The organism is Cytobacillus spongiae (assembly GCF_021390075.1).
This window is the reverse complement of sequence record NZ_CP089997.1, coordinates 3518324-3534494: the sequence shown is the minus strand read 5'-3', so window position 1 is coordinate 3534494 and position 16171 is coordinate 3518324. Positions and strand designations below refer to the sequence as shown.

General features: G+C 37.8%; 14 protein-coding genes. 6 read left to right on the top strand and 8 right to left on the bottom strand.

The genetic code is table 11. The annotated features are described in order from the left end of the window. Positions 1–97: 97 nt before the first annotated feature. Positions 98–2443, bottom strand: coding sequence for a bifunctional diguanylate cyclase/phosphodiesterase (locus LS684_RS17895; RefSeq protein WP_233808023.1), 2346 nt, complete (start codon positions 2441–2443; stop codon positions 98–100). Between the two features lie 320 nt (positions 2444–2763). Here LS684_RS17895 and LS684_RS17890 point away from each other — a divergent pair, with 320 nt between their 5' ends. Further along, positions 2764–3399 carry a universal stress protein gene (locus LS684_RS17890; RefSeq protein ID WP_233808019.1) on the top strand — a complete coding sequence of 212 codons (636 nt, stop codon included), beginning with the start codon at positions 2764–2766 and terminating at the stop codon, positions 3397–3399. Positions 3400–3677: 278 nt separating this feature from the next. On the opposite strand, the gene spoIIP is transcribed toward LS684_RS17890, so the two are convergent. Then, a complete protein-coding gene (spoIIP, locus tag LS684_RS17885; RefSeq protein ID WP_233808017.1) occupies positions 3678–4814 on the bottom strand; it encodes a stage II sporulation protein P in 1137 nt (378 codons plus the stop codon). Between the two features lie 309 nt (positions 4815–5123). Here spoIIP and LS684_RS17880 point away from each other — a divergent pair, with 309 nt between their 5' ends. Further along, entirely contained in the window at positions 5124–5405 is a 282-nt protein-coding gene (locus tag LS684_RS17880) for a hypothetical protein (RefSeq protein WP_233808016.1), read from the top strand. A 23-nt stretch (positions 5406–5428) separates the two neighbouring features. Then, complete coding sequence (locus tag LS684_RS17875) at positions 5429–5920, top strand: spore coat protein (protein ID WP_233808015.1); 492 nt, start codon at positions 5429–5431, stop codon at positions 5918–5920. Positions 5921–6440: 520 nt separating this feature from the next. Here LS684_RS17875 and LS684_RS17870 read toward each other — a convergent pair. From LS684_RS17870 to LS684_RS17855, 4 genes are read right to left on the bottom strand one after another with little or no spacing between them, the layout of a single operon-like run. Continuing rightward, complete coding sequence (locus LS684_RS17870; RefSeq protein WP_233808014.1) at positions 6441–7178, bottom strand: ABC transporter ATP-binding protein; 738 nt, start codon at positions 7176–7178, stop codon at positions 6441–6443. Beyond that, positions 7175–7873: an ABC transporter permease gene (locus LS684_RS17865; protein WP_233808013.1), complete on the bottom strand. Its 699-nt coding sequence runs from the start codon at positions 7871–7873 to the stop codon at positions 7175–7177. Before LS684_RS17865 ends, LS684_RS17870 begins: the two co-directional genes overlap by 4 nt. Positions 7874–7895: 22 nt before the next feature. Further along, the gene (locus LS684_RS17860; RefSeq protein ID WP_233808008.1) at positions 7896–8747 is read right to left on the bottom strand and encodes an ABC transporter substrate-binding protein; all 852 of its coding nucleotides are present in this window, start codon (positions 8745–8747) and stop codon (positions 7896–7898) included. A 15-nt stretch (positions 8748–8762) separates the two neighbouring features. Further along, the gene (locus LS684_RS17855) at positions 8763–9677 is read right to left on the bottom strand and encodes a helix-turn-helix transcriptional regulator (protein WP_233808007.1); all 915 of its coding nucleotides are present in this window, start codon (positions 9675–9677) and stop codon (positions 8763–8765) included. A 660-nt stretch (positions 9678–10337) separates the two neighbouring features. Here LS684_RS17855 and LS684_RS17850 point away from each other — a divergent pair. The 3 genes from LS684_RS17850 to LS684_RS17840 all read left to right on the top strand — a co-directional run bounded on the left by LS684_RS17850 (position 10338) and on the right by LS684_RS17840 (position 13688). Continuing rightward, entirely contained in the window at positions 10338–11654 is a 1317-nt protein-coding gene (locus tag LS684_RS17850; protein ID WP_233808006.1) for a methyl-accepting chemotaxis protein, read from the top strand. Between the two features lie 133 nt (positions 11655–11787). After that, positions 11788–12249: a tRNA (N6-threonylcarbamoyladenosine(37)-N6)-methyltransferase TrmO gene (gene tsaA / locus LS684_RS17845; RefSeq protein WP_233808002.1), complete on the top strand. Its 462-nt coding sequence runs from the start codon at positions 11788–11790 to the stop codon at positions 12247–12249. Between the two features lie 266 nt (positions 12250–12515). Beyond that, positions 12516–13688: an FtsW/RodA/SpoVE family cell cycle protein gene (locus LS684_RS17840; RefSeq protein WP_233808000.1), complete on the top strand. Its 1173-nt coding sequence runs from the start codon at positions 12516–12518 to the stop codon at positions 13686–13688. Between the two features lie 316 nt (positions 13689–14004). Here the strand turns inward: LS684_RS17840 and LS684_RS17835 are convergent, their stop codons facing one another. Beyond that, complete coding sequence (locus LS684_RS17835) at positions 14005–15075, bottom strand: Ger(x)C family spore germination protein (RefSeq protein WP_233807998.1); 1071 nt, start codon at positions 15073–15075, stop codon at positions 14005–14007. Then, entirely contained in the window at positions 15062–16165 is a 1104-nt protein-coding gene (locus LS684_RS17830) for a GerAB/ArcD/ProY family transporter (RefSeq protein ID WP_233807996.1), read from the bottom strand. Before LS684_RS17830 ends, LS684_RS17835 begins: the two co-directional genes overlap by 14 nt. Positions 16166–16171: the final 6 nt, after the last annotated feature.

The window sequence follows — 16171 nt, the reverse complement described above, 5'->3', positions numbered from 1 at the left end:
ATTTATTCCTAATTGTACTACAAAAAGGTGGAGGGAAGAATCGTTTTTGGGAATTCAGTGCTGCCAAATCTTATGTTAAGGAGTAATACGATCAGAGTCATTCATACTGCTGAAGCATTTCTAGTATTTCGTTAGGACTGACAGGCTTACTATAGTAATAGCCTTGAATCAAATCGCAGCTCTCACGAGTAAGCCAATCGACTTGTGACTTACTTTCTACACCCTCCACAAGAACTTTCATATTTAGGTTGTGTCCAAGCTGAATCATCGAGCGAACTATTGACTCTTGATCACTGTTTCCAATGAGTTGATCAACAAAAGATTTATCGATTTTTAATACTTCAATTGGCAGTTGATTAAGATGTTTAAATGATGAATAGCCTGTACCAAAGTCATCTAATGAAATACTGATTCCCATTTCTTTTATTTGGTTCAGCTTTATTCCTACTTGCTCCTCAAAAGCTAATGAAGAAGATTCTGTGATTTCTAATTCTAAGTCACGTGGATCCATTTTTGTTTCTCCAATAATTTCTTTAAGTCTTGTAAGAAAATCTTCTTTGGAAAATTGTAAAGGTGATATGTTTACGGCAATCTTCATTGGTTGCTGATTTTTATCGTTCCACTCAACCGATTGTGCACAGGCTTCTTTTAGCACCCAGTCACCTAATTCACATATCAAATCTTTTTCTTCGGCAATTGGGATAAATTCAACTGGTGATATATGACCAAGTTCTGGATGATTCCAGCGTAACAATGCCTCTACACCGGAGATTTTCCCTGTTGTAACTTCAATTTTTGGTTGATAAAGAAGGTATAACTCGTTGCGGCTTATCGCTTGGACTAGTGCCTTCTCAATTTGTACGGAACGTTTTAATTTTTCGTTTAGTAGGCGATTAAAGAAAGTAACTCGATTTTTGCCATTTCTTTTTGACTCATACATTGCTAAGTCGGCAAAACGTATTAATTCACTAGCATTCGCGGCATCTGAAGGATAGATTGCTACTCCTGCACTGACTGTAACTCTTATTTGCGAACGATTGATGGTGAATGGAATTTCCATCTCTTCAATAATTTTACTTGTTAGGTTCTCCGCAAACGCTACCTGATCTCCAAAAAGTAGGATGATAAATTCATCTCCACCTACGCGAGCTAATATGCCTTTTTCATTAACGACCTTCTTTAATCGTTTTGCAACATAGCTTAAAAGTGCGTCGCCAGCTTGGTGCCCTAAAGTATCATTGGTGAATTTTAATCGATCAAGATCTAGAAAGATACAAGCCACTTCTAGTTCTTTCTCTATTAGGGTGGTTAGCTCTTGATCTAATTTGTAACGATTAGGCAGACCGGTTAGTGGATCATGATAAGCCAGAAATTCGATTTTCTTCTTGGATTCAATTGTTTCTGTTATATCTTTGAAAAACCATAAAGAACTTTTCTTATTTTCTTCAATGATTGGATGTGTTTTTAATTCGATGATTCGCTGTTTAACAGTTAGTTGATAGTCGTGATTATATAAGTAATTATTGCTAAAATCAGGAATGTAGTCTTGTAAAGATAAATTCGATTTCAGTTGTTTGTTTTGATCGACTAATTGGTAAAAGGCAGGGTTTGCGTGAAGAATCATTCCTTTATCATCTGACACAACTATTCCATCTGTTGCTGAATCGAGAATCGTACTTTGAAAGACTGCGTGCTTCCGAGATAGCTTATTATACGAAAGCGAGAAAAAGAATCCAAAAAAGACGAACAAAGTTCCGATAACAACAATCCATGCTAATAAATGGTTGTCTAACATATGTTTCGTATGTAAACCTACTAATGTTGAATCTCTTGAAATATTGGTAGCGGCCATCCCGGTATAGTGCATTCCTGTTATAGCGATAGCCATGATAACGGAAAAAAGTAATTTTAATTTCCATGAGATTTCTTTTCGAGTGAAAGGAGAGAAGAAACCAATCCACAATGCGACCTTAGAAGAGAAAATAGCAATGATAATCGATAAAGTAAATAGCGCTTCATTATAGGTAATGACAACAGGCATAGTAGCTTCCATTCCAACATAATGCATACCAACGATACATCCACCCATGAAAGTACCCGATAAGATAAACCTTAAAAAGAAAAGAGATTGACCAGACGCAATGAAAAAACCAAGAATACATCCGATTACGGCAATAATCACCGATAAGAGTACTAAGAAAGGATCATAATAAACAGGAAATTGAAAATTATAAGCAAGCATGGCAATGAAATGCATAGACCATATGCCAATTCCTAATGCTGAGCCGCCTAAGAGTAACCAGAAGAGTTTTACGAGATTTTGTGAATGTCGAACCCTTTTTGCGAGATCAATTGATGCATAAGCGGACAATGTAGCTATCATATAGGATAAAATTACAAGTAATGGGTTATGATGGAAGTGTTCGTGTATAAAATGCTCCATTTGGCACCTCTATAGGAATGATGTTATTACTATTTTAATAGTATAAACCCATTAAATCACCATTTGAGGAAAAAATATCGATAGACTTTATGATTAGTCTCTCTCTGGAAACTATTTGGTAGGATTAGTTAAAGAAGGATTCACAGAATGAAGTGAAATCACAACTTTAACAAAAGCTAGAAGTGAATCGAGAATAAATGCTCGAGCAAACAGAAACCCCTATAGAACAAAAGGAAAGCACTTTGGTTTTTACTGGAAGGGCTATGTTATACTAAAAGGAGTATAGAAAACTCTTGATAGATCATGCAGGGGTGATGTTGATGAAGGAAAGTATATTAATTTGTGTAAGCAATCCGAATCATGGAGAACGATTGATTCAGAGAGGAAAACGATTAGCAGATGCTTTTGGGGGAGATTGTTACATCTTGTCCGTCTTTAATGGAAAAATGGACGATTTAGATTTCAATCAGCTACAAACACGGCTACTTTTTGAATCACTTGCTGAGAAACATGATATAAAGATGCTTTCAGTCCCTTCAGAGGGAAGAAAAGTATCTGAAGTCATTTCAGAAACGACGAAGACCCATCACATTACACAAATTGTCATTGGACAGGCTGTACAAACAAAGCTTGAGCAGGTGTTTAGAAATTCGCTTATTAATGAGCTTTTTCAAGAGCTAGAAGGAGTGGACCTTCATGTGGTGGAGGTGCAGCGTGATCTTTACGACCCTTCAGAGTCCTGTGACCGTGGTATCCAAGCGCAATTGATTAAGAAAAATGAACACTATGAACTGCTTCTTGAAAAATCAGAAGAGAAGGGCAGTCTCAAAGGAACTTTCTTTCGAGAGTTATCCACAAACTTTTCCAATGGTTTTTTTGTTATTCAACAGGAAAAGACACATAAGGTGGTTCGTGTGCAAAACGGACATGTGGATAAAGAAGCGGTAGAAGGATAAGCTTAATCATATAGGATTTGGAGCGAACGCTTCTTTTTCGAGTGCTCGCTCCTGTTTGACCATAGTTCTCTCTTTAGTACCTATATATCGCATATAAGAAGCATCTTGGCTATGATGTTTCTTTATCCTTCAGCTCATCTTCAATCAAGTTGATTATTGCTAGAATGATTCCTGATAAAAAACATGAGACCGTGATAGAAGATAGATTAAAAAGTTGGTAAGTAATTAGGGTGCTTACCAAAGTCCAAATAAGACAATAATGGGATACATACAATTGATTAGCCATTCACCATCTCAGCCTTCTTATAGAACTCACTAAAGATTTCGGCGAATGCTTTAATTGAGTTGTTCAGTTCTGTCAAGTCATTCTCCACTCCTCCAACCTCAAGCAGCAGTGCCCTGTTCGAAATATCTTGATTATACACGCCATTTCCTTCGCTTTTTCCTTTAATAAAAACCCCACGGCTAATGCCTGGATATCTTTCCTCTAGCTTTTTATTAAGTTCGGTCGCGATTTGTAAGTTCTCCTCGTAATTCTTGTTTTCTCTTCCTACAATAAAAAACAGTCTGGCATATTCCTTTTGATTTATAACGGTAGTTGTAATGTCACGGGAAAGTGAGTCACGATGAATATCGATAAAGTATGATAGGTTTTTATTCTCAGCTACCGCTGCTTCTACAATTTCCCTTGAAAGGGAGTAGGAACTAGCCCAATCCCAGCTTTTCTTCTTTAATTCCGCAGTCATATTTGTTTGGTCATGTTCAACTCCGATTCCATACTTCGCAAGCTCATCGGTTAGTTTTTTTCCAAGCGCGATGACATTGACTTTTTCGTTGGAGCTTATGGCATCATCTTTCGACTTTGCCCCTTGAAGAAGTGGAATAAAAGATTCATAGCTATGCGTGTGATAAATGAAGACGGACTTTGCTCCAGGAACAACTGGTGTGACACCATCACCAGGATCGCTCTGGAGCTTTTCCTTCGCGATTGCTCGTTCCTGCAGGAGAACCTCCATTGGTGGAGCAGATTCTACTGGAAGTGTAGTTAAATCTGTGCCATAACCTGCTACTGCAATTTCTGTATCGTATATAGATAACCCTGGTAGTTCGCTTTTTACAAATGTACGAATGTCTGTCGGTTGAATATTTGTGGCGAGTTCGAAGGTTAATTCCGAGATTGAATATAGATCAGGACTTTTTTGATTTGGAAAAAATGCGTGATTCTCTGACTTAATCACATGCATAAATAATTGATTGGCATTTACATCCTTCATCCAAGCTTTCGCCGTTTCTGAAGTAAAAGGAGAAGAGTAAGTGGTCATAATTCCAGCGGCAATAAAAGCTAAAATCGTTGTCATGATAAACCCATTTACATAGAAAAATAGCCTTAAAGGTCCACCTTGTGAAGTATTCATTAGACAATCCCTCCATCATGTACAACTGTATGAAGGGATTTTTCAAAATAGAACTGGAATTAGACAAAAAAATCCTCCCAATTAAATTGGGAGGGAAAAAGGGGGATTTACACTTGTAGGAATAGTATGCCCCTTAAAAATATGGATTATACATGAAAATAAAAAAATATTAGCTCCAGATTTAGAGGACAACCTCTAGGCAAATCTATCAATCCATACGCCTTTTTTTAGAAGAATAGGGGATGAGCCCTCTCTATCTAGTTGGTTAAACATATACAAGTAGTAAAGAAGCTAAGGGGGTGAAATAAGTTGGACTTAAACGATAAATTAAACAAGTTATCCAAAGATCTAGTCAGCTTACATGTGAAGGATGTATTAAAGAAGCGAAAAGAAAGAGGAATAGAAGTGAAAAGTCTATCAAATGACGAGAAACAACGCATTAAAGATTTAGTGAAAGACCTTGAACAATCCGTAAATTCCTTTGTTCAAAAAGCGAAGGAAGGAAAAGAGGTAACAGCGGAGGATGCCGTAAAGCCTAAGACAAAAAGAACGTTAAGAGAGCTTGTTAGACAAAAGAAAAACTCAAATTAATAGGAAAAGGAGAGAGTTAGATTATGTTAAGTGGAAATCGAAGTTGTGATAGAAGAGAAAGAGTGGCGGCGGCTGCATGTGATAGAAGCTGGAATGCTCTTGATCCAAGAAGCACGTTCCCATTAGATATCTTCGCAAATAGTGATGGTGATCTACAAGACGCTGCACAAGTATCTGATATTGAGCAGCGTTCCAATGAACTAATTGTGTTAAAAAATTGCTTAAATGTAAATGTGATCTCCACAGAAACTCAAGTAGCAGCTTCCTTGCAAGCAGCTTTACAAGTTGCAATTGCTCTTGTCATTAATATAACGATACTTGATAGTGCAGAAGCGGAAAGAGTCACACAAGACTTACTTCAATACTCGCAAATTCAGCAAGTTAACCGTCAAAGTGTATATGTTGAAAATGCAAAAGATTGTACAATTCGCATGACAGATACGGATATCGCTGTATCCATTCAGTTAATGCTTCAATTACTGCTCGCACTCATCATTCAACTAGACATCCTGTAAGGTCATCGTTTTTAACCACCAACCTATTACCTCCTATTTATATAAAAGTCGCCTCCTGTTTCAGGCGACTTCTTTTCTGTATAGGCAATTCGCAAATATCTATTGAATACTAACTAATATATGTAAAAATTCACAGGCAAATCTTCTTCCCGCTAAAAAACGAAGAACTAGACAGATGCCTACCTGCATCGTAAATGAGGCTGGGATATAAATATTTCAGTCAATGATCTATCCGAACGATCAGGAGTTATCTCTTTTTACTAGTTCGGGTATTTTTGGTTGTTCGGAAAACAAATTTTTAAAAAATAGTGGAATGGAGCGGAAGACACTCGACTACTAAGGGAAATAGAGGAAAGGCTGTGACCCCACAGCGCAGCGAGGAGGCTCAGCTACCTCCCCGCGGAAAGTGAGTGTCTGCAGCGCAGTGGAAACGACCTTGTTTTTACAACCTATTTTAATAAAGTATTTGTTCGTCTTTGTGAAAGAGTCATTTAGTTATGTCCCAGCTCTTTCAGTGCATTTAATCTATCTCTAACATGTTCCATTCATTCAAAAAGCTGGCAGTTGCAGAGTTAGGGGAGGCAATGACAGCTCTAGTATCACCAATTTGCTTAATTTGACCATCTATTAGAAGTGATAGGCGGTCGGTCATATACTTGACTTCGGTTAGATCGTGGCTAATAAATACGGTAGTCGTCTTTGTATTTTTAAGTATGTTCTTTAAGTCTTTTAAGAGATGAACCTTAGTTGGATAATCTAATGCTGAAAAGGGTTCATCTAAAAATAACACCTCAGGATCAAGTGCCATTGCTCTTGCTAGATTGACTCGTTGAGCTTCTCCACCGGATAAAAAATTCGCCTGTTTTTTGGTTAAGTGAGAGATTTGGAATTTATCCAGCCAATAGTCTACCTTTTCTGCTATCTGTTTATTTGAGACTTTTCTTATTTTAAGACCAGCTGCTACGTTTTGATAGACAGTAGTGTCGAATAGTAAAGATTGCTGCATAGCCACAGCAAATTTCCGTCGTTCTTCTAAGGAAATGGTATTCGCTGAAATAGGTTTTTGCCTGTAGAATACTTGACCGCTAGTGGCATCTTCTAAGAAAGAAAGAACTTTTAAGAGAGTGCTTTTGCCAGCACCATTCGGACCCATCACCCCTAGAATCTCTCCTTGATAGATGGATAGGTTTGGAATGGAGAGGATGGTTTGATCCTTCACCTGATAAATGATATTTTCAAGCTGAATGAGCTGAGTCATGAGGAACGCTTCCTTTGCTGTAAAGACGTAAGGCAAAATGTAATGATAAAGGCAAGGGTCATCAGAATAAACGATAATGCAAGAGCAATATCGAAATTCCCTTTCGAAACTTCCATCACAATAGATGTGGTTAGAATTCGGGTTTCACCGCGTATATTGCCGCCTACCATCATGGCAGCTCCCACCTCTGCCATCACACGGCCGAAACCAGCGATAATGGCAGCTAGTATGGCAAGTTTGGTTTGTTGAAGCAGGAGCAAACATGTCTGTATTTTTGTTGCGCCAAGTGCTTTAATTTGAAGTAGCATTTTGTCTTCAATTTGTTGGAACGCAGTACTTGTGAGCCCGATGATTATTGGTAACGATACAAGAACTTGTGCAAGGATAATGGCAGTAGGTGTAAACAACAAAGATAAGTGTCCTAGTGGGCCAGATCGCCAAAGTAAGATTGTAATCCATAGTCCTGCTACTACGGGTGGAAGACCCATTCCGATATTGATGAAAACAAGTAAAAGGCGTCTCCCAGGAAAACGGCGTAAACCTAATAGCATTCCTACTGGAAGTCCAATCAGTGTACTGATCAATACAGATGTCAGCGAAACCCTTAATGTTAACAAAGTAATTTCAATAATTTCCGGGTCTAAAGAAACGATCATTTCAAGCGCTCTTTTCATTCCATCAAGTAAGAGATCCATACTACCTCCATTAGTCTATCTGCTATTCTGAATAGGGGAAGAATAAGGGTTGACCATATTCTTCTTTCCCATAGTCTTTAATGACCTTTTGAATATCATCGGCAATCATAAATTGAACAAATGTATTTGCTCCTTCACCGTTAATATTCGTATGCTTCTCTGGATTCACTTGCATCACATGATAGATATTCAGCAGGTCTTCATCGCCTTCTACCATAATCTCTAATTCCGCTAGATTCTTTTGTTGTGCTAAAAAAGTCGCCCGATCTGTTAATACATATCCTTGTTTCTCTGCAGCTACTTGAAGAGTACTTCCCATTCCCTGTCCAGTTTCTACATAAGTTTGTAAGGATGATGGGTCAATCGATAGTGATTTCCAAATTCCTAGCTCCTTTTTATGTGTCCCTGAATCATCACCACGAGAGATAAATGGACCTTGCTGATCAAAAAGGGATTGGAATGCTTCTTTTACAGGCAGCCCTTTCACATTCGCAGGATCTACCTTAGGACCTATGATGATAAAATCATTATACATAACGCGTTTTCGATTGACGGCATCGCCACTGTCTACAATTACTTGTTCAGCATCAGGAGCGTGAACAAGTAATACATCTGCTTCACCCTTTGTTCCCATTTCTAATGCTTGTCCTGTTCCGACCGCAATCGTTTTTACATTAATCCCACTTTTTTCTTCAAACATGGGGATAAGGACGTCTAATAATCCACTATCTTGTGTACTAGTAGTTGTAGCGAGAATTAAGTCCTTTGCTTCTTCTACCTTCTGTTCCGGTTGTTTATCTGTAGAAGCTGGTGTACCTCCGCAAGCAGTTAAGAGTATTACGATGAAAAGAATTAGTAATCGGTTTAGTTTCAATGTTTACGCCTCCATTTATTGATGTTCATAGATAATCATTCCAAGTTGACTAGCATCATAACCTTCTAACGTTAGGACTTCTTCCTTAAAAGTCGTGAATTGAAGGATGTTCATTAAGTGCTCCAATGCGTCCTTATTTTGAGGAGTCCAACGAAAAACAAGGTCAAATTGCTCTTTAGCAATAGGGATAAAATCCAATTCAAGCTGACGAGCAGCAGACTGAATTCCAAATGCTACATCTGCGAACCCACGACTAACTGCTAATGCAATGTTGAGGTGATTCCATTCTTCATTCTCATAGCCATTAATATGAGAAGGGGTGAGATGCTCCTTTGCTAAAAATGAATCAAATAAAAAACGTGTACCTGAACCTTTCTGTCTATTGATAAACGTGACATCCTTCCGAGTTAAGTCTTGAAAGCAATGTATGTTCTTAGGATTTCCCCTCTGAACAATGAAGCCTTGTTCTCTTGCAGCAAGACGCATCATTGTAATGGGTTCATGAACAAACAACTGCTGTATAAACGGTAGATTATATTCTTGTGATGCGGGGTCAAGTAGATGAATAGCAGCTAGATCCGCACTTCCTCGATACAGCATCATTAGCCCCTCAAGACTACCGATATAAGTTGGATGAATATTCATGAGACCAGATTGTTTAGAAACGTATTTGATTAAATGCTCTACAAGAAAATCATGACTCCCACTTACATGAAGAGACAAGGGGGGAGAGGTACTTGAACAAGTCTCATTACCATGTGACGTTCGCTGGCTGTCTTTAAATCTCTCGAGCTCCTTTTCTTCGATACGCATTTTGTTCCCTACTTTAAATGCTTTCAATTCCCCCCGTTTAATTAATTCATAAACAGTATGTTTGGAAATTTTAAAGGCTTTCGCAACTTCATCTACGGTCAAAGCAAATTCATTCAAGTGAAGTCCTCCTCTTTAAACGGCTCGTTCTAAAAATACAAGATTTCAAAAAGGAAAACTGTGACTTTTGTTAAGTATTGTTAAGTTTTATTAGAGACGATTGGTTGTTTGTCACATTTTGTTCAAAAAGTAATACAGATAACAATTGAAAGATGAGTTGAAGGTATATACCTATAAGGGTATAATAAGAGGAGAGAAAGGATGAGAAGACTATATGAATATTACAGATGAAGCTCGTGTTCTACTTCAAAAAATTTTTCAAGAAAGAGATGCAACAGGAATACGTGTTTACTTCGCAGGCTATGGCTGAGGAGGTCCTCAAATTGGGCTGGCTCTGGATGAGCCTCATAATAATGATTCAGTTCAAATGATCAACTCGATTCAAGTGGCAATTGAACAAAATGTAGTTGAACATGTTGAAGGTTTAATCTTACAATATGATCAAAAATCTAACAGCTTGGTTCTACTAGGGGATAATAGCTGCTGTTAATTTACTTAAAAAGCACGTTCCTACAGGTCGTGCTTTTTATCTACGTCTATCATTCTTTATACATAGGTTAAAAGATTCAATTCAAGCCGAATTTGTGTTCCAGTTTTTTCTATAATGGTATAATAGTCTGGTGTTGAATTTATAGAGATTTTCCTATAGGAGGCCAGACAATGGACAAAAATCAACAAAGAAGCAACCTGTTAAATTCTATTAACCGAATCAATTTTACGAGAAGCTTACGATTGAAAATGATTGTGGTTGTTGCCCTTTCATTCTTAATTAGCTCGCCAATCTCTGCTTACATTAACTCTCATGTGACAAAGTTTGTAGCCGCAGGTTTTGAAGTTTACATTCATACAATGATCACTTTAGTGATTACTACTTTTATTACAGTATTTTTTATAAAAAGAATTGTGATCAGCCCGTTAAAAGCTTTGATCAACTCGATTCAAAAAGTGTCAGATGGGGAATTAAATGTCACGGTTTCAACTAAGGCTAATGATGAAATAGGACAATTATCAGCCGCCATTAGTGTGATGATCGAGCGATTAAAAACACTAGTAGGTGAGATGAATCATACATCTGCTCAAATTGCTGCTTCCTCAGAGCAACTTGCTTCGAGCTCACTGGAAACGAATCAAGTTTCAGAAGAAATTGCAAGAGCTATTCAAGAGGTTGCGTCTGCTTCAGATGAGCAAACCAGAGGAATGGAGCAGGTTTCAATTGCAATGGAAGAAGTAAATATGGGGATGCAGGAGATTTCGAATAATACAGAGAGTATATCTATGATTTCCCAACAAGCCACCAAGCAAGCAGAAGATGGAGAGGTAGCAGTTGAAAGAACAGTCGAGCAAATGAATTCAATTCAAGCATCAGTTGGAAAATCCGACCATACCATTCAATTGCTACAAGAACGTTCAAATCAAATCGGTGAAATTATCAATGTCATTTCGGCCATTTCAGAGCAAACGAATTTACTTGCATTAAATGCAGCAATTGAAGCTGCCAGAGCAGGTGAAGCAGGTAAAGGCTTTGCTGTAGTAGCAGATGAAGTACGTAAATTAGCTGAGCAATCAAATCAGTCTGCACAGCAAATTGGTGAGCTTGTGAAAGAAATTCAATCCGATACAAATACCTCTGTAAGCGCTATGAAGCAAGTGATTCATGAGGTTCAAGTTGGAATAGATATTACGCAGGATACGAAATCAAAATTTGGTATGATTTCACAATCTATGAGTGAAATGAACAAGCAAGTCAAGCTGATTCTTGAGGCCACTCACAACATTTCAGCTAACTCTGAAGAGGTTTCAGCATCCATTGAAGAATCTACTTCCATTTCAAAGAAGAACAACGAGCGCTCGATGAGTGTGGCGGCTTCGACTGAAGAACAGCTTGCTGCCATAGAACAAGTGTCATCATCGACAATGGCACTAGCGGAAATTGCTGATGACCTTGAAGCCTTGACGAAGCAATTTCAATTAGATTAAACAAATAGGTGGGTATATTGCTGCTATCTTACACTTAAACAAAGAGGATTTGCTCGTGTAGCCAGCCTGGAAATAGGGAAAACTTCATTATAACGAATGTGCAGAGTGCCATTTAATTAGAGGAGGAGCCTCGATGAATATTTCCATGTCACCCATCGGTGTTGTCAGAAGTACGAGAAAGCTAAAACAGGATGATGAATGGGGGAGAGAGAAAGCATCTATTGAGCTAGATTCATCCGTTTTTACAGAAGAGGCTTTATATGGATTAGATGCTTTTTCACATGTAATCGTTATTTTTTATATGCATGAAGTGAACCAAGAACGTATTGAAGTTGGAGCTCGTCATCCGCGAAATAATCTGAACTGGCCAAAGGTAGGGATTTTTAGTCAACGAGGAAAGAATCGACCGAATCAGATTGGGATTACCATTTGTCCGATAGAACAACGAGATGGGTTGATCCTAAAGGTGAAAAATCTAGATGCAATTGATGGAACGCCTGTGTTAGATATAAAACCGTATATGGCGGAGTTTGGCCCTCAAGGTGAGATTCATCAACCAGTATGGGCGACTGAGCTCATGCGAGGCTATTTTTAAATGAAGAAAATGTCTATGAGCAAAATCAGATGAACTAGGTAATACCAACATCGTTTAGGGAAATACCAGGCCTGTTATTGAAAAAAAATCCATTTGTTAATGAAATAATATCCATTCTTCACGGAAAAGTTGTGATTTATTCCTATTAAAAATATAATGAAATATTGTACAAGATTATTTTATACATAATGACATCTTGGAGGAATTTGACCTAAAGGTCCAACTAGATTAAATAATCTTTGTCGATTCATTAAAGGAGAATAAACATGACTTCGAATAAAACTACTGCACCTAGACTTGATTTTGGGTTAGTTTCGATATTGCTTCTATTATTTATAGCAAGCTGTGTCTCGATATATAGTGCACAAACAACTGGACAATATGGTGAGAATTTTCTCTTAAAGCAAATCGTATGGTATTTTATTGGAACCATGATTATTGCGGTTGTGATCACATTAGACTCGGAACAATTGTTCAAGCTTTCGTGGTACGCTTATGGATTTGGGATCTTTCTCCTTTCGTTTTTAATTGTCGCACCGAGTTCGATCGCTCCTGTTATTAATGGTGCAAAAAGCTGGTACAAGGTTCCAGGCATGGGATCCCTCCAGCCCTCTGAATTTTTTAAGGTGTTTCTAATTCTTGCATTAGCGCGAGTCATCGTGTCTCATCAGCAAAAAAATCGGATCAAAACCATTCAAAGTGATTTATGGCTCTTAATAAAAATTGGTATTACAACCATGATTCCACTTGCTCTTGTGCTAAAACAACCGGATTTAGGAACCTCTCTTGTGTTCATTGCGATTATGCTAGGTATGATCTTTATCTCTGGTGTATCATGGAAGATACTATTGCCTATCTTTGCATCTGGCGTTTCAATTATTTCTGTTATCTTTTATTTCGTGCTTTGGAAGCCAGATATACTAGAGAAGTATTTGGGTGTGAAAGAATATCAGTTTGGACGGATCTATTCTTGGCTAGATCCCTACAATTATCAAAGTACGACAGGCTTTCAGCTTACTCGTTCCTTGCTTGCAATTGGCTCAGGAGAAACAACAGGAAAAGGGTATGGAACGAGAGAGGTATACTTGCCTGAGAGTCATACAGACTTTATCTTTAGTATTGTGGGCGAAGAATTTGGGTTTATAGGAGCAAGTGTCTTAATTAGTTTGTTTTTCTTGTTGATCTTTCATATAACAAAAGTGGGGATGGAAACAAAAAATCCATTCTATTCCTATATTTGTGTCGGAGTGATTAGTATGATTACATTCCATGTATTCCAAAACATTGGAATGACAATTGGTATTCTCCCGATTACAGGGATTCCCTTACCGTTTATTAGCTATGGAGGAAGCTCCTTGCTTGGTAATATGCTAGCGATCAGCTTGATCTTTTCCATCCGCTATCACTACAAAAAATATATGTTCTCAGATAATGAGTAAAAGAGGCTGGGACATAACTTAATGACTCCTTCTCAAAGACCAACAATGACTTTTTTAAAATATGTAGGTTGTAAAAACAAGTTCGCTGTAGACACTCGCTTTCCGCAGGGAGGCAGCTGAGCCTCTTAGCTGCGCTTTGGTGTCTCAGCCTATCTTTTATTTCCCTGTAGCCGAGTGTCTACCTCTCCATTCCACTATTTTTAAAAAGTTTGTTTTCCGTTTTCCGAACAAACAAAAATACCCGAACGATTAGGAGATAACTCCTAATCGTTCGGATATACCAATGAATGAAATACTTATGCCCCATCCGCTTTTTTTATTCGACAACCCCACTTTCTTGAATAACTACATTACATGTAACTTCAACATCTACATCTTTATATTCTTTTTCCCATTTAGTAAAATCGAATCCTCGAATGTTCCCTTTTACAAATGCACCGATGCCAAGAGGGTCTACACCATTCTCTTGAAATTGTTTGATTAATTGCACTGCCTTTTTTTCCACGGTTTTTTCAAGTTGTACTTGAATGGTTTTAAGCACCTTCTTATCAAGCTTATCTCCCGAGTATTCTTTTATAATGCCATCTACGTCAATGTGAATACTTATTTTGTAGGGGCTTTTAGAGACTAGCTTATACTTGTTTTTTGAGTTAATGCTTTTCACAAAAGCTTGAGAACCGTCAGACAAATCAAGTCGATGCTCCCCTTCACTATACTTTTCAACGAGAAGCTTAAAGAAGAATAAGTCTAGAGCAGGAATTTCATCAACTACTTTATCTTTCTTAAAGATACTTACACCGCTTAGCCTTACTTTATCTTTTTCGAAATTCTCTAATTGAGGAAGAAAGGGGTCCTTTCCTTTCTGATAATAATCATATAAAAACAAATGAAGATTTGTCGTTGGGAGATCTCGCAATTTAATATTCTGTCTAATCAAATCAGAAATATATAGAGGCGTTCCCTTTACTCCATAGTCCTGCTTGATCAATTGGGTTGCTTCGCCTTTTGTAGTTGCAAGATACATTCTTTCGCCAATCCCAGGATCGCGTTGTAATGAGTCCACTAATTCAATAATTCCTTTCTTCGACAATTCCTCTCCAAATAAACAAACCTCTAAGCTACCAGTCACGAGCGGATCTGCCGCTTGCTGCTGAACCTTGTAAATGATCCCGCTTCTTTGGTCACCAGTGGCAGAAAATTCTATATTCTCAACGGGTTGGTCTACTAAGTAATGAGGAACAATGACTGTTCCGATTATTTCTTTTTCAGAAAGAATATCATAGGCAGCTCCATTTTCAATGCTAACATCGTCTAGAATTTCTTTGTCTACACAACCAAAAAGAAGGAACAGAGGGAAAAAACATAAGAGTACATTATTTTTGTTCATTCTTATCTTTCACCTTCTTTGCAATCATAATCAAAACAAAGAGAAGGGGGATATAGAAATAGGAAAATGCGAATCCAACCTTTCCCGTTATATCGTTTAACATATTGATTTGGTCCCTTGTTTGGAACAAGCATACGCATGTGAGACAAATGGTTGCTAAGAGCCAAACTGCACTTCTCTGCCGGATATGAAACACTTGCTTGATGATACGGCTTCCACACCAAAGCGGAATGCATACATTTGGCAAGATTACAAGGCTCCAGGTTGCGATACCGATATATTCAAAACGTTCAACAAATGGGAATTCAACAATTTTCCACATAGTTAATGTAGCCCACACATTCTTTTCTATTTGCCCTTCAGAAAAATAAGCAAAAGTGAGGATAATTAATACCGTATACACGAGTGTGGTTGTTAGAATAGCCAAGTGTGCCCATTTCCTAGATTCCTTTGGTTTTTTGATAAAAGGGTAGAAAAAAAGTAAGGTACCATACCCAATATAGGTAAGTGACATATGGTAGGAACCAGTTAAGATTTCTTTCAACGAGTGGTCATAAATGGGAAGGAGGTTTCTGAAATCTGCATATTTGATAGCAAACGCAAATGTAAACAATAAATATGCGGGTAAAACAATTCCAAAAAAAGCAATCCCTGTAACTGTTCGAAAACCGCCATCAATGACGTAAATAGCAAGCAGAATAATCGCTATTGAGAACCAAAAAGTGCTTAAATCATGGAATAGCCAAACCTGAATGACTTCTATATACGTTCTCAACACAGCAATGGCCAGCAAGCAATAATAAAATACAAAGATAGTAGTAAAGAATTTACCTACTTTCCCTAAAATATACTCGTGGGCGGCAATCATGTCCCCATTAACGGTTCCGTTAATTTTATAAATGATCCAGATCAGAGGGTGGATACTTAGTCCTGCAACCAGTACAGAAATCCAGCCGTCATAACCGGCATCCTGAGAAATAATGCGTTGGTACCCTAATACCCCGATTCCAATTTGCATAGAGATAATCGGGAAAAAGACTAGGTAGGGTGATATTTGAAGTCGTTCTTGAATTTGTTGTGGTTGTATCATATCTGA